The organism is Undibacterium sp. Ji49W, assembly GCF_049340205.1.
Classification (GTDB): Bacteria; Pseudomonadota; Gammaproteobacteria; order Burkholderiales; family Burkholderiaceae_D; genus Undibacterium.
The window spans coordinates 206,022-223,010 of sequence record NZ_JBMPOW010000009.1 but is presented as its reverse complement, the minus strand read 5'-3'; the positions used below and the strand labels follow the sequence as shown (position 1 = coordinate 223,010).

The following is a 16,989-nucleotide window of genomic DNA, read 5'->3' as shown; positions in this document are numbered from 1 at the left end:
CTTCAGAAGAAACTTCTTGACTTAAAGTTTACTTTAACTTGCATACTGTTTTCACACAATCATTTTATGGTGACCCTGTATGAAAACTTTAGCGACCTATCCTGTACTGCGCCACCTTCTTGATGAAAACCGTCAATTTGCCCTGGGCGGACGGGGAACCACCAATCATTGCCCCATGGCCCTGACGGCATTGGCTGCCATGGGCGCCAGTGCGGAACGGCTGGAGGAATTTTTTGACCATTGGCACACGCATTATTCGCTGCCTGCGGAGGTGTCGCCACATGAAGTCAACTATGCCGATTTTGCATCTTGTCTGGGGGAACGCCCCATGTATGCGGGTTTGCAAAACTGTTTTCAGCAAAGAATTATGGAGCGTGGCAGTAGTGAAGTAGTGCGGGAAGTGCTTGCGACTATCCCGGTGGCACCGGCAACTTCGGCATTTCATGCGCTGATACGCCTGTCATATGGCCTGCAGTCCGGGCATGACGCTGAAATTGCTGCCGGGCTGGCGGCATTGGTGGTCGCCAATTTTGCCATTGACATACCAACGTTTGCAATATCTGATCGCTTGCCTGCAAGCTCAGTTGCAGATGGTTTCAGACAGATTGCCGATGGCATGGGTGGCAAGAAATTTGAAGGACGCATGATTACCGAAAAAATGGCAGCCGTCATCAGGGATCGCCGCTTTATACAGGTGTTGCCTGCGATGCCTGTTACTTCGCAACTGCTGGATGAACTGGCGCGCTGGGCAATCGCTGCCTACTGGCAAACCGGTGATTTTACGATTTTGCATATGGTGACCGGTGTGCATGCGATCAGGCAGTTGATTCCTTATCTGCACCCTTTGCGCAGGCAGGCTTTATGTAGCGATGCATGGCTGGCGCTGTGTGTGGCTTATGCTTCAGTCGGCGCACCTGCGCTACTCCCGGAACAGGAATGTCTGGATAGTCTGAAGCAGGCCAACTTCAGGGCGCCGTCATGGGACTACTTGTTCAACCAAGCGATTTTGAACAATGATGATCATGCCATCAAATTTACCTATACCTGTTCCCGTGAATATGGTTTGCATGCTCACCCTTTTCATTCTTTGTATCAGGCTGCGGCCATGCGCATGCTGGACATTAAATAATATGTCTGGTGGTATCAATTCCATCCAGGCTTACTACCCGGTAGGCATTGCGACCACTGCGTTTGACGTCATACATGGCGGTATCGGCCCGGCGTAGCAATTCATTGGGGTCAAAAGCCTGTGGGCCGGTATAACTGATACCTATACTGGCACCTATCTGTACCGAAACACCATCGGTAATCACGATGTTCTGACTGGTCTGGTGAATGATTTTTTGCGCGATTTCTTCTGCCTTGCCTTGATGCGTCAGGTTTTGCAGCAGGATAATGAATTCGTCCCCGCCCAACCTGGCAACAAAATCAGATTTCCTGACCGTGCTGGTGACGATATGGGCGAAATGGTACAATACCTGATCACCTATGGTATGCCCGTACGTATCATTCACTTGCTTGAATTTATCCAGGTCGATCATGAGCAGGAAGAAGCCTTGTGCATAACCGTTTTCATGTTCCGTGGACAGGCGGGCAATTTCTTTTTCAAATCCCAGTCGATTGTTAACCCCTGTCAGGTGGTCGGTGACGGCAAGCTGATTGGCGTTTTCTTCTTTCAGCTTGCGTTCAGTAATATCATTCGCCAGCCCCTGCAATATGCCATCCTCAGCAGGACTGATGACGAGGTTGATCCATTTCTTTTGCGAGCTGCTGCCAAGCTGTATATAGAAGTCATCAGACATGACTTTGCCCTCATTGATTGCAGCATCTATCATCAGGTGCAGGCGTAATTCCTGCCCCTCCAGCATCAAGGTCAGTACCTGGGACAGATTGCCACGCTGATGCGCACCGGTGAGGTTGAACATGCGCAGGAAGGCCGGGTTGTAAGATAATAATTCAGCAGAAAAATTCAGCTGAAAAATGCCGGTTTCTGCGTTTTCAAAGATCGTCTGGAATTTATTTTCGCCTATGGCATGCCGTATGCGCAGAGACCTTTCTTCATTCAGTGTTTTTAGCAAATTGGCGATGAGCATATTGACATCACGTACCAGTTGCCCGATTTCGTCTTTTTCATTGCCGTCTGGCAGGCTCAGTTTGTCACCGGATTCAGGCGACAGGGTATGCAGTCTGTCAGAGATGTTTTTGATAGGACGGGTGATCATGGTTAGTACGACATACACAACTGCAGATGCCATGACCAGGGCTTGCATCAGCAACAGGTAGACGATGAACCGTGCTTTAGATGAGCTTTGTTCACGAATGAAATCCATGTTTGGATCAAGCCTGATATTGCATACTTTTTCTTTGGCATTGAAGGGGGAGAATATTTCCTGCTCCAGTTGATTGGCAGCCTTGATGTCGGGCGGTATCGTGAGAGGGGTATTGGCCGGATTTTGCGCTGCTTGTTTGGATGCGTCTGCCAGGATATTGTCGCCAGAAAAAATCAGTACGCGGCTGATGTCGCCATTCTTCAGCAAACCACGCGCCAGTTCTGAAGCCAGATTCTGGTCCAGCAAAAAACAGGCGATGCTCGCTGTGTTTTCAACTGTGCTCAGCGATGCTTTCATGCGCTGGTTGGCTTGTTCCTGCTCGGATTGCGCCGAAAACTGATAACTGAACAAGGCAAAAAAACTACCTACGAGCAGCGCTATACCCAGCACAATGAATGCGCTGCGGTAGACGATGCTGGTGCGTAGCAATCTGAACATTCCTGTATTAATTATTTATGTTGGGGTCATAAATCAACTTCACCCGTTTATCGAGTTTTTTTCTTTCTATGTAACCTATGGCTCCCTTGTTGCTGCTGACTATATCCATGACCTCATCTGCGGTATCGGCCTGGTGTGGTGGCGTACCCTGTCCGGAAAACATCAGTCTGGCCCAATAGGAATTAATTTCAGGCAAATTCTTGTTGACCAGCATGGAGTAAAACCTGGCTTTTTCTACATTCGGAGTTGCCAAATCCACTGGCAAGGCATTGATGCCGGAAGCCAGTTTACGATTTCTGCCCATGTACAGATTGATGACTTCATCCTTGCTCAATTTTTCTATCCCGCTTTGCGGATTGGCAATCACTACCAGATCGGCAATGGCATTCCCGTGGCATATCGCCAGCACAATACAGACAGTCAGGTAATGGACTATTTTCATCGCTCGCCTTTAAAAGATAAAATTGAAGGCGAGGCTGAACAGTCTGGCTTTGCCATTCCATCCCGGCTGATTGTTACGGACTAAAAAAAGCTCATCGGCCTTTATCTGGTCGAATTGCAGTTTCAGGTTGGATTTTTCTGTCAGGTCATACCGTACGCCCAGAGATAGCGTCGTCTGGTGATTGAACTGATTATTGATGGACTGGTTAAATCCCGCGACCAGCATGTCTATGCCTGGGCTGATGCCGGTTGGCAGGCTGGCAGGTATTTTGCGATTCTCTGGTCTGGCGGCTGATACCGTTACATAGGGTGTCCAGCGATCAATGCGATAACCCAGTGTAAGGTAAGCGGCATGGTTGGCTGGAAACAGTAAAGATTCTGAACTCAGCCGGTTCACCATCAATTGCGCCTGCAAAGGGCCGTCATCGTAAGCGATGCCGGCAGACAGGTATTTGAATCTCTTGTTTTCCATGGACAGCGCATTGCCTACACCGGCAGCATAAGGGAGCAGGGCGTTCAATGCCGGTGAGCGAAAGCCATCTAGCAAGCCCTGTAAGGGTGGAAATTCATTCTTGAATTTCAATTCTGAATAACCGGCCCGATACAGCCAGTTTTGCGATTGGTATTCTATGTAGCCACCGGCCAGGCGTGAACCATTCAGGGACAGGTAATCATCCATACTGCCGGTGGATGTTTTTTCTCTTGCCAGGCCAGCAAAAAATTTGGCGCGGACTATGCCATCGCCCACGGGTTTAGATAGGATCAGATCGGCACCGTCGAAATACGAAATGATCAGGCCACCAAAGAAATCGATGGGTGGACGCACCCATTGGTAGGAATATGCAACATTGCGCGAATCGGCCAACAGATAGACATCAAAACCCAGGCGTCCTGCGCGCAACTGGACGGTATCGTTCGGAAGGTAGCGTCCGTATGCCCAGGTCAGTTGCGGTTGATAGCCTTCGGAAGAACGGTGGCTGACAAATTGCAGTGCCGTATCAAAACTGTCATTGGCGCGGTAATTGATTTGCAGGCCAAGATTGGAATCAAGGCCGAAATCTGTCTGGCGGGTATACCCAACGCCGTATGGTTGGGTCAGGTCGCGGACGATATCAACATCTCTGGTATTGCTGTGCGCAACACCGAGGGTGCCAAAGCCGCTGATGGAATAGGATTTGTCCTCTTCTGCCGCGTGTACAAACGCCACGTATGCCAGAAAACCGGCGAGCAGACTGATGCGTGAAAACCTGCTTGACATAGAACCTCACTGTCATTGCAAAGCGCTACACAATCAAAACAAGCCAAGCTAATTTGCCCGGCATCGGTGACTGGCTTACCAGCATGCCACCGGGTGCCGGGCGGGTAATCCGGTATTGCGCGGGTATTACGAGAGTATTACGGCGGTATTGCGATTATTTCTTTACTGCTGGTTTTTGTTTGGCGATGACCAGATCCTTGATGCCGTTATACACATCTTCGGGGATGATTTTTTTCGTTAGCAGCTCGTCCTTGCCTTTGTAAGGACGTCCCTTGATGATGGCGTCAGAGCGCACATCGCCAATCTTGGGCAGGCTGGACAGCTCTTTCTTGCTGGCGCTGTTCAGATCCATTAATTCTGCTTTGGTGGAAGCAGATGCCGCAGCAGAAGCGCTGGACGAGGCAGAAGCGGATGCTTTTTTTGCATCATCCTTGGCGTACGCCCCGGACTGTGTCAAAAATACCAGTGTTGTCGCCAACAATATTGATTGCCACTGCTTTTTCATTTTTACCTCGTCTGTAAAAGTAAAACAGGAGCGCAAACGGCTCCTGTTTTATACAACATTCATGAGAGCTGCTTTATGCAGCATAGCATGTTATTGTGTTTGTACCACTGAATTAATCAGCACAGGTGTGACTGGCACGTCAGACATGCCTGACACAGTGGTCGTTGCCACGGCTTTGATTTTATCCATCACATCCAGACCGGTAACGACTTTGCCGAATACAGCATAACCGTTACCCGCGACCAGACCGTCAAGGCCAGTGTTGTCCACGACGTTGATAAAGAATTGCGAGGTTGCAGAATCAGCCGCACTGGTGCGGGCCATCGCGATGGTACCGCGCAGATTGCTGAGGCCATTTGGTGTTTCCAGCTTGATCGCAGCCAGAGTTGTCGGCTGTTGCAGATCAGTTGTGAAGCCACCACCCTGAATCACGAAATTGCTGATGACGCGGTGGAAAATCTTGTTCACGTAAAAACCGTTTTCCACGTACTGGAGGAAATTATCAACTGTAATCGGGGCTTTGGCCGGATTCAGCTCAATCACCATCGTTCCCAGGCTGGTCACCATGGTGACTTGTGGTTGCAGAGCCAGTGGCACTGTCAGAGAACCGGTATACAGGGAAGAGCCATCGGCTGCCGTGATGGAAACGTTGAATGCGCCTGCGGCGATGATCTTGCACGACAAAACTTTTTGAGTCGATGTGCTGCCAGCCAGTTCTGTCGGTTTGAGGCAACCACCGATGGTTGCATTGATGCCTTTGTCCAGATTTTGTCCGGTAATCGTAAAATTGGTGATTTTGCGATATACCAATTGGTCGGTGCTGACTTTACTGACGCTGACGGCAGTCGTTGTAGGAGTTGTCGTAGTGGGAGTTGTCGTTGTGGGAGTAGTTGTCGTGCTGGAAGAGCCGCCACCGCCGCAACCCGCAAGCAATGCGAGGGATGCGCATGCACCCGTGATCCATGTTAAAGCTTTCAAACCGTTCTCCAGTAATGTTTAAATCAATAATTGTACTTTGCTGGCGAGTAATGTCACCAGAATGTAAGCGTCTGTTACTTTTTTATACTTGGTATTTACATCTTCCGGCGCTGGACTCGTGTAATACAAGCCCAAACCGCTTAACTTGTCTAAAGAAGCCCGTCAAATAACAAGACTTGGACTTTTTCGCCAGATAAAACTGTGTTTTGATCGTGTCGCAATACAATTATGCAATTGGCTTCTGACATGGAGCGCAATATACCTGAACCTTGCGAGCCAGTCACGCTGACACGCAGTTCACCATTGTCTGTGTTGGTCAGGATGCCGCGCTGGAATTCTGTGCGGCCGGGACGCTTGCGTATTGTTTCTACTGTAGTAGCTGGTATCAGTGGCAGGGACGGCGCTTCTGCCCCCATCAGTTGATACAGCGCCTTGCGGGCAAAAAAGTAAAAACTCACCATAACAGCGACAGGATTGCCGGGCAGGCCAAACAGAAAGGCGCTTTTGTTATTTGATGCAATCTGCCCAAATGCCAGAGGACGGCCCGGTCGCATGGCAACGCTCCAGAACGCCACTTGCCCTAGTTTTGACATGATTTCCTTGGTGTAATCAGCCGCGCCGACAGATACACCACCAGAAGTGATGATGGCATCTGCATTTTCACAAGCCTGGCACAGAGCTGCTTCCAGCGCATCTGGATTGTCTTTTACCACGCCCATGTCGATTGCTTCGCAACCCAGTCTGGTCAGCATCCCATACAAGGTATAGCGGTTACTGTCATACACGCAGCCTTCATCCAGCGGTTCACCGAGCGAGCGTAATTCATCGCCTGTAGAAAAGAAGGCGACCCGCAGGCGTCTTTGGACTGATGCTTCGGCAATGCCCAGTGACGCCAGCAAGCCAAGATCAGCCGGTTGCAGTATTTTGCCTTTTCTGATTACCGTTTTGCCTGCGGCCAGGTCTTCCCCTGTCAGGCGACGGTTGTCGCCTGCCCGCAGTTTGCCAGCAGGGATAGTGATATGGGTGTCGCTGCTGGCAACAACCAGCTCTTGTGGGATGACCGTATCACAATCGGCAGGCATGACGGCGCCAGTAGTTATGCGTATGCATTCATCCCTGGCAGTCTGACCCGGATAGGCACGGCCAGCAAGGGCGGTGCCGACTATGCGCAGTTGTTTGTCTTGTATCGCAGGTAAATCGTCGCCGCGAAAGGCAAAACCATCCATGGCAGAATTGTCATGGGCCGGTACATTCATGGCTGAGACGATATCTTCAGCCAGTACCCGCCCCAGGCTTTGGCGCAAGGGTAGTTGTTCGGTGATATGCAGGGGCTGGATAAATTGCCCGATGATGTCTTGCGCCTGTTCTACGCTGACTGCATGTGGGTCATATCCCGGCATGGCAGTAAAGATGTCTTGCAGCCTTGAATGTATGGGTTTGGTAGAAGACATGTCAGCGTTCCAATTCCTGTAATTCTTTGAGTGTATTGATGTTACGGAAGGCCACATTGTCCTCAAACAATACTTCACTCCTGTTCAAACTGCCGTGCCATGCATTGACACGGCGGCCGCCACCTTGCATGTAAGCTGTCAGTTGTACCGATACGTCGGTTTTCATCAGGGCAAAAACAGGATGGATCTGCTTGACTGGCTTGCCGTCCATATTTTCCATTGTGAACGCTACTGCAACATCGCTGCACTCAGCAAGGAGCGCCCTGGCAAGGCGGTTAACCAGGTCAGCAGGTAGCAGTGGGGAGTCGCAGGGGGTGCAAACGAGATAAGGGGTGGTGCATGCCTGTAGGCCAGCCTGCAAACCGGCCAGCGGCCCGGGAAAGCCTGTCAGCAGGTCAGATGCCACTGGCATGCCAAAGCGCTGATACACATCCAGATTCTGATTGGCATTGATGATGACCCTGTCGGTTTGTGCCGACAGGGTGCTTAATACGTGCTGTATCAGTGGCTGCCCGCGAAAATCCTGTAAGCCCTTGTCTACCGTCCCCATGCGCGTGCCGCGGCCACCGGCAAGTATCAGTCCGGTAATCAGGCTTTTATCGATGCTTGTCATTTCGGGCATGGCAAAACGAGTATGGCAAAGTCTTCATGCCAATATTATCCACCATCATCCACCATCATCCACCATCAGGAGATGCTTTTAGCCGGCTATTTCAGTTGCTTGCGATTTTGGAAGACTCTGGATGATTTCAGAGATGCAGTATTTCAGCCACCAATATAGGACATCTCTATCTTCTTGCGCGCTATGTTGCCAGTTCCGGTGCCAGTTCCGGTATCAGCGCCGGTTTGCTGACTGCGCAGTTCCGAGTAACGGTCGTCGCGCTTGTGCCAGATGCTGGCGATGACATTCGCAATGGCCAGGTCGGAATGTTGATCTGATGCGCGCAGCAGGGCTCGCAGATCATGTCCCCGTGTCGCGAACAGACAGGTGTAAAGCTTGCCTTCGGTCGACAGTCTGGCGCGTGTGCAATCTCTGCAAAATGCCTGGGTGACGCTGGAAATCAAACCGAGTTCAGCGCCGCCATCGGCGTGACGCCAGCGCTTTGCAGTTTCGCTTTTGTAATTGGCTTCTATCGGGGTAAGTGGCATGCCGGCAGCCTGGATGCGCCTGATGATTTCGGCAGAAGGAATGACTTCATCCATTTGCCAGCCGTTCGAAGCGCCCACATCCATGTATTCGATGAAACGCAAAATTTGCCCGCTGCGCTGGAAATAGCGGGCCATGGGTACAATTTCCTGATCATTCACACCGGCTTTGACCACCATATTCACTTTGACCGGACCCAGCCCCACTTTTTCTGCAACGCTGATACCTTCCAGTACTTCTGAAACAGAAAAATCCACGTCATTCATGTGTTTGAAAACACCATCATCCAGCGCATCCAGCGACACGCTGACCCTGGTCAGACCGGCATCTTTCAGGCTCTGGGCCTTGCGCGCCAGTAAAGAACCATTGGTGGTCAGGGTCAGGTCAAGCTGCTTGCCATCGGGTGTGCGCAAGCCTGCCAGCAAGGCAATGAGTTTTTCTATATTTTTGCGCAGTAGCGGTTCACCGCCTGTCAGACGGATTTTGTTGACGCCATGGGCGACAAAAATGCTGGCGATGCGATGAATTTCTTCAAAACTCAGCAAGTCCTGATGTGGCAGGTACTGATAATCCTTGTCAAATACCGCTTTGGGCATGCAATACACGCAACGGAAATTGCAACGGTCTGTTACAGAAATACGCAAATCACGCAGGGGACGGGCAAGCGTATCCTGCAACTGACCATCGGGGGCCTGCAATTGATCGGGTATCGCGAGACTGGATGTAAATTGCCTGAAATCTGTCAGCGGAATGAATTTTTCCGTCATGGTGGTGTTATCTGGTGAGTGTTGCGAGCATAAACGAGTGTAGCACTCAACAATAACACGACTGGCAAAGTCTTGCGTTTTGCTGCTGATGGCAAGGGGAAAGCGGTGACTTAATCCCGGACACAATAAAAAAACCGGCAATGCAGATGCATTGCCGGTTTTTTCAGTCTCTTGCTATGGTCTAGTGACGTGTTTCCACCATGACCAGTGGCTCATCATTGCTGACTGGCAGAGGCTTGCGTTCACGTGGAACACGTGGGGTCTGCACCAGCTTCTGTGCACTTTCCTGGGCCGCCTTCAGCTTGACCGGGTCGGTACTTGCCAGTTCCAGTCCGGCGTCTTTCAGCATGGAATGCAAGCTTTCCAAAGGCATGGTTGCGGCGACTGGTGCCTTGCTGGAATAGCTGGCCGGCGCTGGCGCTTCATCGGCAACAACTGGTGCAGCGATAGGCGCAACTGGAGTTGCCACAGTCGTTACTAAGGCATCAGCAGGTTGCACATTGACAGCGACCGGTGCAGCTTCGACAACTTCCACTGCGGCTACTGGTGCTGCCGGTGCTGGTTCTGCAACGGGGGCAGTTACTACTGCCGGAGTCGCATCCAGAGTGTCATTGCTGACGCCGGAACCAACTACGGTTGCAGCAGTGGCAACTACCTCAGCGATGACCACAGGTTCTGGTGTGCTGACTACCTGAACTGTCTGAACTGCCTGAGCCGGGATGGTGGCTGCCGGGGCGGGTGCAGGGGTTTCAATGGTAGCAGCAACAGCGGTAACTGGCGCAATGTCTGCAACTACTGGAGCAGTTGTGGCGACAATGGCTGGGGCATGAACCTCAGTGTGTACGGGAGTTGCAACGGGAGCTGCATAGGGAGTCGCCACTGCTTCCACTACCAGAGCAGGTTCAACTGCTTTAGCTGGCTGCGCATCGTCCAGTTGTGTGGATTCTGCTGCTTCACCTGTTGCATCAATCGGCAATTCGCCTTGCTCATTGACTTGCTCATTACCATCACGGTCGCGGCGATTGCGGTTGCGGCCACCACGACGACGACGGCGACGGCGTTCTTCACCTTGCTCGCTGGTTTCATTTTCAGCGCCTGATTCCAGGGCTTCCAGCTGCGCATTGGCAGGCATGACTTCGACAGGAATCGGGTCAGCATGTTTCTGGATGGCTTCTTCGGCCTTGGCTTCCTGTGGCTGGCTTTCTTTGCGTTCGTCGCGCTGACGTTGCTGGCGTTCACGGCGGCTTTCTTGCGGTTCACGTTCTTCACGTGGTGGCTTGGCTGCTTTAGGTGGACGCGCATTTTCAACTGCGGCCGGTTTGGCTGCCTCCTGCTCAGGCTTTTCAGCACGTGCAGGGCGGTCTTCGCGCTCTTCACGATCGCGGTTGCGGCGGCTATTGCGATTACGCGGGTTATTGCGCGGATTGCGGGCATTGCGGTCGCGGCTGTTGGTTTTGTCTTCCGCCTGCTCTGGCGCTTCTACAACGGCAGGTGCTTCGGATTTGCCAAACAGGAAGCCAAACAGTTTGCTGAAGAAACCAGGTGCCGCGGGTGCGCTGACCGGTGCTGCAAGTACAGGGGCTGGCACTTCCTTGCGTTCGACGGTAGGCGCTGTGTCAGGAGTGATACTCTTGACCATGGCTTCCTGGCGTGGCTTGACATCTTCTTTCTGACGTTTGCTGTAGCCGATATCGGTATCAGCCTGCTCTGCCATGGCATAGCTGGCGTGGTGGTCTTCAAGGCGTGGATCGTCATTTTTCAGGCGATCAAGCTTGTAATGCGGGGTTTCCAGATGCTTGTTAGGGATCAGAATGACAGTCACGCGATGGCGCGTTTCTATCTTCAGGATTTCACCCCGTTTTTCATTCAGCAGGAAAGCAGCAACATCGACAGGTACCTGGACGTGGATCGCTGCCGAGTTTTCCTTCATTGCTTCTTCCTGGATGATGCGCAGGACTTGCAGGGCAGAAGATTCAGTATCACGGATGTGACCAGTGCCGTTACAGCGCGGGCAAGTCACATGGCTGCCTTCGGACAGGGAAGGGCGCAGGCGCTGGCGTGACAATTCCATCAGGCCAAAGCGGGAAATTTTGCCCATTTGCACACGTGCGCGGTCATAGCGCAGTGCATCTTTCAGGCGGGTTTCTACTTCGCGCTGATTCTTGGCGTTTTCCATGTCGATAAAATCGATCACGATCAAACCACCCAAGTCACGCAGACGCAATTGACGGGCTACTTCTTCAGCTGCTTCCAGATTGGTATTGAATGCCGTCGTTTCGATATCGCCACCACGGGTTGAGCGCGCCGAGTTAACGTCCACCGACACCAGAGCTTCAGTGTGATCGATAACGATCGCGCCGCCGGAAGGCAATGGTACGGTACGGGAATAGGCAGTTTCGATCTGGTGTTCGATCTGGAAACGTGAGAACAGCGGTACATCATCGCTATAACGTTTGACACGATGCACCATGTCGGGCATTACATGGCTCATGAACTGCTGAGCCTGTTCGTAAATTTCATCGGTATCGATGAGTATTTCACCGATGTCAGGCTGGAAATAATCGCGGATGGCGCGGATCACCAGCGAAGATTCCTGATAAATCAGGAAAGCGCCTGGAGAGGATTTGCCTGCGCCTTCAATTGCACGCCAGAGTTGCATCAGGTAATTCAAATCCCATTGCAATTCGTCAACGTTGCGGCCTATACCTGCTGTGCGGGCAATCACGGACATGCCACCGGGCAAGTCCAGTTTGTCCATGGTTTCACGCAATTCCTGACGGTCTTCACCTTCGACGCGGCGGGAAACACCACCACCACGCGGGTTGTTAGGCATCAAAACCAGATAGCGGCCAGCCAGGGAGATGAACGAGGTCAGGGCTGCGCCCTTGTTGCCACGTTCTTCTTTTTCGACCTGAACCATGATTTCCTGGCCTTCGCGCAGTGCTTCTTTAATGGAAGCATTGCGTACGTCCACACCTTCTTTAAAATAGGTGCGGGCAACTTCTTTGAAGGGGAGGAAGCCGTGACGTTCTTCGCCGTAGTTGACGAAACAGGCTTCAAGGGAAGGCTCGATACGAGTGATCACGCCTTTGTAGATATTGGACTTGCGCAGTTCGCGACCGGCAGTCTCGATATCAATGTCGATGAGCTTTTGCCCATTGACAATGGCAACGCGCAACTCTTCTTGCTGCGTCGCATTGAACAGCATACGTTTCATGTTTTACTCCGTGACCTGGTGGTCATCTTGTGCTGTCATCTTTTAAAGATGACAGCTGTGCTGATACGGGATGTACGCGGGAACGGAGTGTCTGAGGGGGCGGGAAATGCCTGAGGCAAAGCAGGGCGGAACCAGCGACGGCAAGATTATTGCCATGCTGAATAAAACCGGGCATCTGTTTTGCGCTGGGCGCGGACAGTCAGGGTAAAGCAGCACGAGTGCACATGTCCCCCGCGTTGTATGACTTGGTCGCTGTGTACAGCAACCAGTGACAACGCCAGGCGATGAGCAACTTTGATGTCAGACCATCTTATTTTGTTGTGTCTGACGGAATCGCCCCGATTACCATCACTGTCAACTGGCAAGCATGCTGTTTCATAATTAAACCAGCATCTCTTGTCAGACTTATCCTTACAATTCAAACTCTCTGATCCAACCTCGTTGGTCCATGCCCGATAACAACAATTGGCTGTTACCCTGACAGTCAAACGACGCTGCATACACATCTTTTCCATCAAATTTGCAAACAGGCGAGGCCGATGGACATGCCCCTGTGTAAAATAGTCGTTTATTCCTCTTACACTGCTAAAAGCATAAATGCTTAAGCGAAAACAATTATATATTCAAAATGAAGGACTTAGCGACAATTAATAGGGGAGCACATCAAATTCAGATGGAAAAGCCTTCCCCTCAGCAGCCTTCGGCGTCTCAACCCAAAGTACAACTGCTTACGATCTCTGAAGAAGAGGCGGGGCAACGCATTGATAATTTCTTATTGCGCATCTGTAAAGGCGTGCCAAAAAGTCATGTTTATCGTGTATTGCGGTCAGGTGAAGTGCGTGTCAACAAAGGGCGTATCGACCAGCTCTACCGTCTGGTGGAGGGGGATGTTGTCCGTATTCCGCCTATACGCATGGCAGAAGCCACCGAGCAGACCGCCCCCAAACATGAATTCCCCATCCTGTTTGAAGATAATTTTTTGCTCATTATCGACAAACCTGCCGGTGTGGCCGTGCATGGTGGCTCGGGCGTCAGCTATGGCGTGATTGAGCAATTGCGTGCTTCCAGGCCTGATGCCAAATTCCTGGAGCTGGTCCATAGGCTGGACAGAGAAACCTCGGGCATACTCCTGCTGGCAAAAAAACGCACGGCATTAACAAATTTGCATGAGCAAATGCGTGATGGTGTTACTGACAAGCGTTATCTGACCCTGGTCAGTGGCGACTGGAAGAATGCGCGTCAGCATGTCAAACTGGCATTGCACAAGTATACGACTGCTGATGGTGAGCGTCGCGTGCGGGTGCAGGCCGATGGTATGCCTTCACACACGGTGTTTTCCCTGCAAAAGAAATACCGCGATTTTGCATTGCTGGAAGCCGAACTGAAGACCGGGCGCACCCATCAGATTCGTGTGCATCTGTCTGCCAGTGGCTTTGCCATTGCTGGGGATGATAAATACGGTGATTTTGCCCTCAATCGTGCCTTGCTCAAGGCTGGAGAGGGGCGGGGTGTCTTGAAAAGGATGTTCCTGCATGCGCATCAGATCAGTTTTGTCCATCCGGAGTCGGGAAAGACCCAGACGGTGAATGCGCCTTTGCCTCCTGAATGTCTTAATTTTCTGAAAACACTGGCACTGGCTTGAAAAGTCTTAATGGTTTAATAATGGTAATATGCCGTTATTGATGAGAAACATGTTACGGATTCAGCAATGAATTCGTTTTATTGAAAATATGGCAAAAAAGCAATTCGATTTAATTGTATTTGACTGGGACGGTACCTTGATGGACAGCACTGCCGTCATCGTCAAATGCATACAGGCAGCAGCACGTGATTTAGGATTGCCGATACCCAAGGAAGATGTCGCATCATTTGTGATTGGCCTGGCTTTGCCGCAGGCCATACAGGTTGCCATGCCGGATGTAGATCCGAAATTCTATCCACGGGCGGTGGAACGCTTCCGTTACCACTTCCTGGCCAAAGACCATGAACTGCCCTTGTTTGATGGTGTCAGGGAAATGCTGGCCGAACTTTCGCAGGATGGCTATTTTCTGGCGGTGGCTACCGGTGCCAGTCGGGTCGGCTTGAGCCGCGCTCTGCACACGGCGAAGTTAACATCCGTATTTGATGCCACACGTTGTTCCGACGAGACATTTTCCAAGCCCCATCCTGCCATGCTACAAGAATTGACACGTGAACTGGGGCAGGATATGCGCCGCACTGTCATGATAGGTGATACCACGCATGATTTGCAGATGGCCAGCAATGCTGGCGCAGCAGCGATTGCCGTCGAGTACGGTGCCCATGATCCAGCCGCTTTACTGGACATGAATCCGCTGTTCTCGGCGAAAAATGTGACGCAATTGCGTGACTGGTTACGCGACAATGCATGAGTGAGGTAAAAGTCAGATGACAGCAATATCTATATGTGTATCTGGTGATTTGATCGAAGGCGGCAAAGGCGTGCGCTTTCCCCTGACTGCGGGTAGTGATGATGCAGTCGGTTTTGTCATTCGCTATGGCGGTACGGTACATGCTTACCTGAACCGATGCGCCCATGTGCCGGTAGAGCTGGACTGGAATCCGGGTGAATTCCTGGAATCGAGCGGCCTTTACATCATGTGTGCCACCCACGGCGCAATTTATCAGCCGGATACCGGTTATTGTACCGGCGGCCCCTGTCGCGGAGGACGTCTGCGAAAAATCCATGTCACTGAAGTGGATGGGCAAATCTATTGGCATCCGGATGACTATATTCAGCCTGTCATTGCCTGAAACTGGAAATACATATGAATGATCAAATATTGAACCCACCCAGCGCCGAGGCTGACAAGAAAAACCCAAACTGGGAGCGGGAATTGCTGGAAAAACTGGCGACAGATGCCTTGCGTGAACAGAGACTGCGCCGGCGCTGGGGCATTTTCTTCAAATTCGTGCTGCTGTTTGTGGTGATGTTCGGTTTTTATTATTTCAGTGATTATGCGACCGGGGAAATGGAAAACCTCGGCCATCATACTGCCCTGATAGAAATTGATGGCAGCATAGAGTCAGAGGGTAGCGGCAGCGCCCAGACCGTCATTCCGGCATTGAATAGGGCCTTTGCTGACCCTGGTTCGGTGGCAGTGGTGGTGCGTATCAATAGCCCTGGCGGCAGTCCGGTACAGGCTGGCATGATCAATGATGAAATGGGCCGTTTGCGTAAAGAGTACCCTGAGAAGAAGTTGTATGTCGTGGTCGACGAAATCTGTGCATCCGGTGGTTATTACATCGCTGTGGCCGCAGATAAAATCTACGTAAACAAAGCCAGTATTGTTGGTTCTATCGGTGTGTTGATGGATGGTTTTGGTTTTACCGGCATCATGGATAAACTGGGTGTGGAACGTCGCCTGATGACAGCTGGTGAAAACAAGGGTTTCATGGATCCGTTTTCACCGCAGACAGAAAAACAGAAAGCCTTTTCCCAGGGGATGCTGAATGAAATCCATCAACAGTTTATTGATGCCGTGCGTACTGGTCGTGGTCAGCGTCTGAAAGAAACGCCAGAGATGTTTTCTGGTTTGTTCTGGATCGGTACCAAGGCGGTGCAAATGGGCCTGGCAGATGATTTTGGATCTGTGGATTCAGTTGCGCGGGATGTGATCAAGGTCGAAAATATCGTTGATTACACGCAAAAAGAAGGTTTGCCTGAACGTGTGCTGAAGAAATTTGGTGCTTCGATCGGCGCTAGCGCTGCAACGACGATTCTGAAGGGAAATGTTCCCAATATACGCTAATGGCCGGGTGAAATCAGCTATTTAGTTTGGTTGATTTCTTTAATCTCTGACGCTGCTTGCATAGTTATTTTTTTCTTCCTCTTGTTTCCAGCTTGGCCTATAGTAGGGGCGTAACTGGTTCAAAAGAAGGAGGTCGATATACAAAAATCTTTTTTGTATCCTAGGCGGATTAAATTTGAGCTCCGGTAATGTCTTGTGTGCCGGTTATTAATGAAGTGGAATGACATACAATTTGTGCAGGACACATCCGTGTAGTTGACGGACCAGAGGTTTCTCAGACTCCTCGCTATGTAGCATCCATGATGTAAAAAGGACGGCAGTGCAACGCTGCCGTTTTTTTTCGCCCTCGTTTTTGCGAAGGTGTTTCTTGAAATAGATCAAGCTCGCAGTTTTTTTTTCTTATAGAATCTCAACTATTCTGTCCCATTTTTCGGGGAATCATGGCATTTGCTTTCTTATCGCTGCTAGAGACTGGCTTTTTGCCCTTCAGGTTGGGGGGCAAGCTGAGCTGTTTTCATTGCGGTGAAAAAATGCGTGAACGTAATGCTTTATCAGTCAACTTCAATGGTGCCACGCAACAAGTGTGTTGCCACGGATGTCTGGCGGTATTGCGGACCATAGAGCAAAACCACCTGGTTGATGAGTACATCAAAAATAAAGCCGGCCTGATCGGTGCAGAATAGCCCC

Annotated in this window: 15 protein-coding genes; 6 read left to right on the top strand and 9 right to left on the bottom strand. The window is 51.0% G+C overall.

All coding sequences use genetic code 11. The features are described from left to right. The first annotated feature begins 79 nt into the window (after positions 1-79). Positions 80-1,129, top strand: coding sequence for a questin oxidase family protein (locus tag ACO0LK_RS13405; RefSeq protein ID WP_422975815.1), 1,050 nt, complete (start codon positions 80-82; stop codon positions 1,127-1,129). Here ACO0LK_RS13405 and ACO0LK_RS13400 read toward each other — a convergent pair. From ACO0LK_RS13400 to ACO0LK_RS13360, 9 genes are all read right to left on the bottom strand, one after another. After that, positions 1,122-2,768, bottom strand: a complete 1,647-nt coding sequence (locus ACO0LK_RS13400; protein WP_422975813.1) for a diguanylate cyclase domain-containing protein — start codon at positions 2,766-2,768, stop codon at positions 1,122-1,124. The genes ACO0LK_RS13405 and ACO0LK_RS13400 overlap by 8 nt on opposite strands. Positions 2,769-2,775: 7 nt before the next feature. Beyond that, positions 2,776-3,210, bottom strand: coding sequence for a hypothetical protein (locus tag ACO0LK_RS13395; protein WP_422975811.1), 435 nt, complete (start codon positions 3,208-3,210; stop codon positions 2,776-2,778). Positions 3,211-3,219: 9 nt separating this feature from the next. Beyond that, complete coding sequence (locus tag ACO0LK_RS13390; RefSeq protein ID WP_422975809.1) at positions 3,220-4,467, bottom strand: hypothetical protein; 1,248 nt, start codon at positions 4,465-4,467, stop codon at positions 3,220-3,222. A 154-nt stretch (positions 4,468-4,621) separates the two neighbouring features. Next, a complete protein-coding gene (locus ACO0LK_RS13385; protein WP_422975807.1) occupies positions 4,622-4,972 on the bottom strand; it encodes a ComEA family DNA-binding protein in 351 nt (116 codons plus the stop codon). A gap of 90 nt (positions 4,973-5,062) precedes the next feature. Beyond that, a complete protein-coding gene (locus ACO0LK_RS13380; protein ID WP_422975888.1) occupies positions 5,063-5,614 on the bottom strand; it encodes a peptidylprolyl isomerase in 552 nt (183 codons plus the stop codon). 485 nt (positions 5,615-6,099) lie between these two features. Continuing rightward, on the bottom strand, positions 6,100-7,401 hold the full coding sequence (gene glp, locus ACO0LK_RS13375; protein ID WP_422975805.1) for a gephyrin-like molybdotransferase Glp: 1,302 nt from the start codon (positions 7,399-7,401) through the stop codon (positions 6,100-6,102). Between the two features lies 1 nt (position 7,402). Beyond that, positions 7,403-8,023, bottom strand: a complete 621-nt coding sequence (mobA, locus tag ACO0LK_RS13370; protein WP_422975803.1) for a molybdenum cofactor guanylyltransferase MobA — start codon at positions 8,021-8,023, stop codon at positions 7,403-7,405. 143 nt (positions 8,024-8,166) lie between these two features. After that, positions 8,167-9,315, bottom strand: a complete 1,149-nt coding sequence (gene moaA / locus ACO0LK_RS13365; RefSeq protein ID WP_422975801.1) for a GTP 3',8-cyclase MoaA — start codon at positions 9,313-9,315, stop codon at positions 8,167-8,169. A gap of 181 nt (positions 9,316-9,496) precedes the next feature. Further along, positions 9,497-12,532, bottom strand: a complete 3,036-nt coding sequence (locus tag ACO0LK_RS13360; RefSeq protein WP_422975800.1) for an Rne/Rng family ribonuclease — start codon at positions 12,530-12,532, stop codon at positions 9,497-9,499. 628 nt (positions 12,533-13,160) lie between these two features. On the opposite strand from ACO0LK_RS13360, the gene ACO0LK_RS13355 reads away from it, so the two are divergent. From ACO0LK_RS13355 to ACO0LK_RS13335, 5 genes are all read left to right on the top strand, one after another. Next, a complete protein-coding gene (locus ACO0LK_RS13355; protein WP_422975798.1) occupies positions 13,161-14,174 on the top strand; it encodes an RluA family pseudouridine synthase in 1,014 nt (337 codons plus the stop codon). Positions 14,175-14,262: 88 nt separating this feature from the next. After that, entirely contained in the window at positions 14,263-14,922 is a 660-nt protein-coding gene (locus tag ACO0LK_RS13350; protein ID WP_422975796.1) for an HAD-IA family hydrolase, read from the top strand. A 16-nt stretch (positions 14,923-14,938) separates the two neighbouring features. Beyond that, the gene (locus ACO0LK_RS13345; protein ID WP_186945522.1) at positions 14,939-15,304 is read left to right on the top strand and encodes a Rieske (2Fe-2S) protein; all 366 of its coding nucleotides are present in this window, start codon (positions 14,939-14,941) and stop codon (positions 15,302-15,304) included. A 14-nt stretch (positions 15,305-15,318) separates the two neighbouring features. After that, complete coding sequence (locus tag ACO0LK_RS13340; protein ID WP_422975794.1) at positions 15,319-16,302, top strand: S49 family peptidase; 984 nt, start codon at positions 15,319-15,321, stop codon at positions 16,300-16,302. A gap of 440 nt (positions 16,303-16,742) precedes the next feature. Next, positions 16,743-16,985, top strand: coding sequence for a heavy metal translocating P-type ATPase metal-binding domain-containing protein (locus ACO0LK_RS13335; RefSeq protein ID WP_422975792.1), 243 nt, complete (start codon positions 16,743-16,745; stop codon positions 16,983-16,985). The last annotated feature ends 4 nt before the right edge of the window (positions 16,986-16,989 follow it).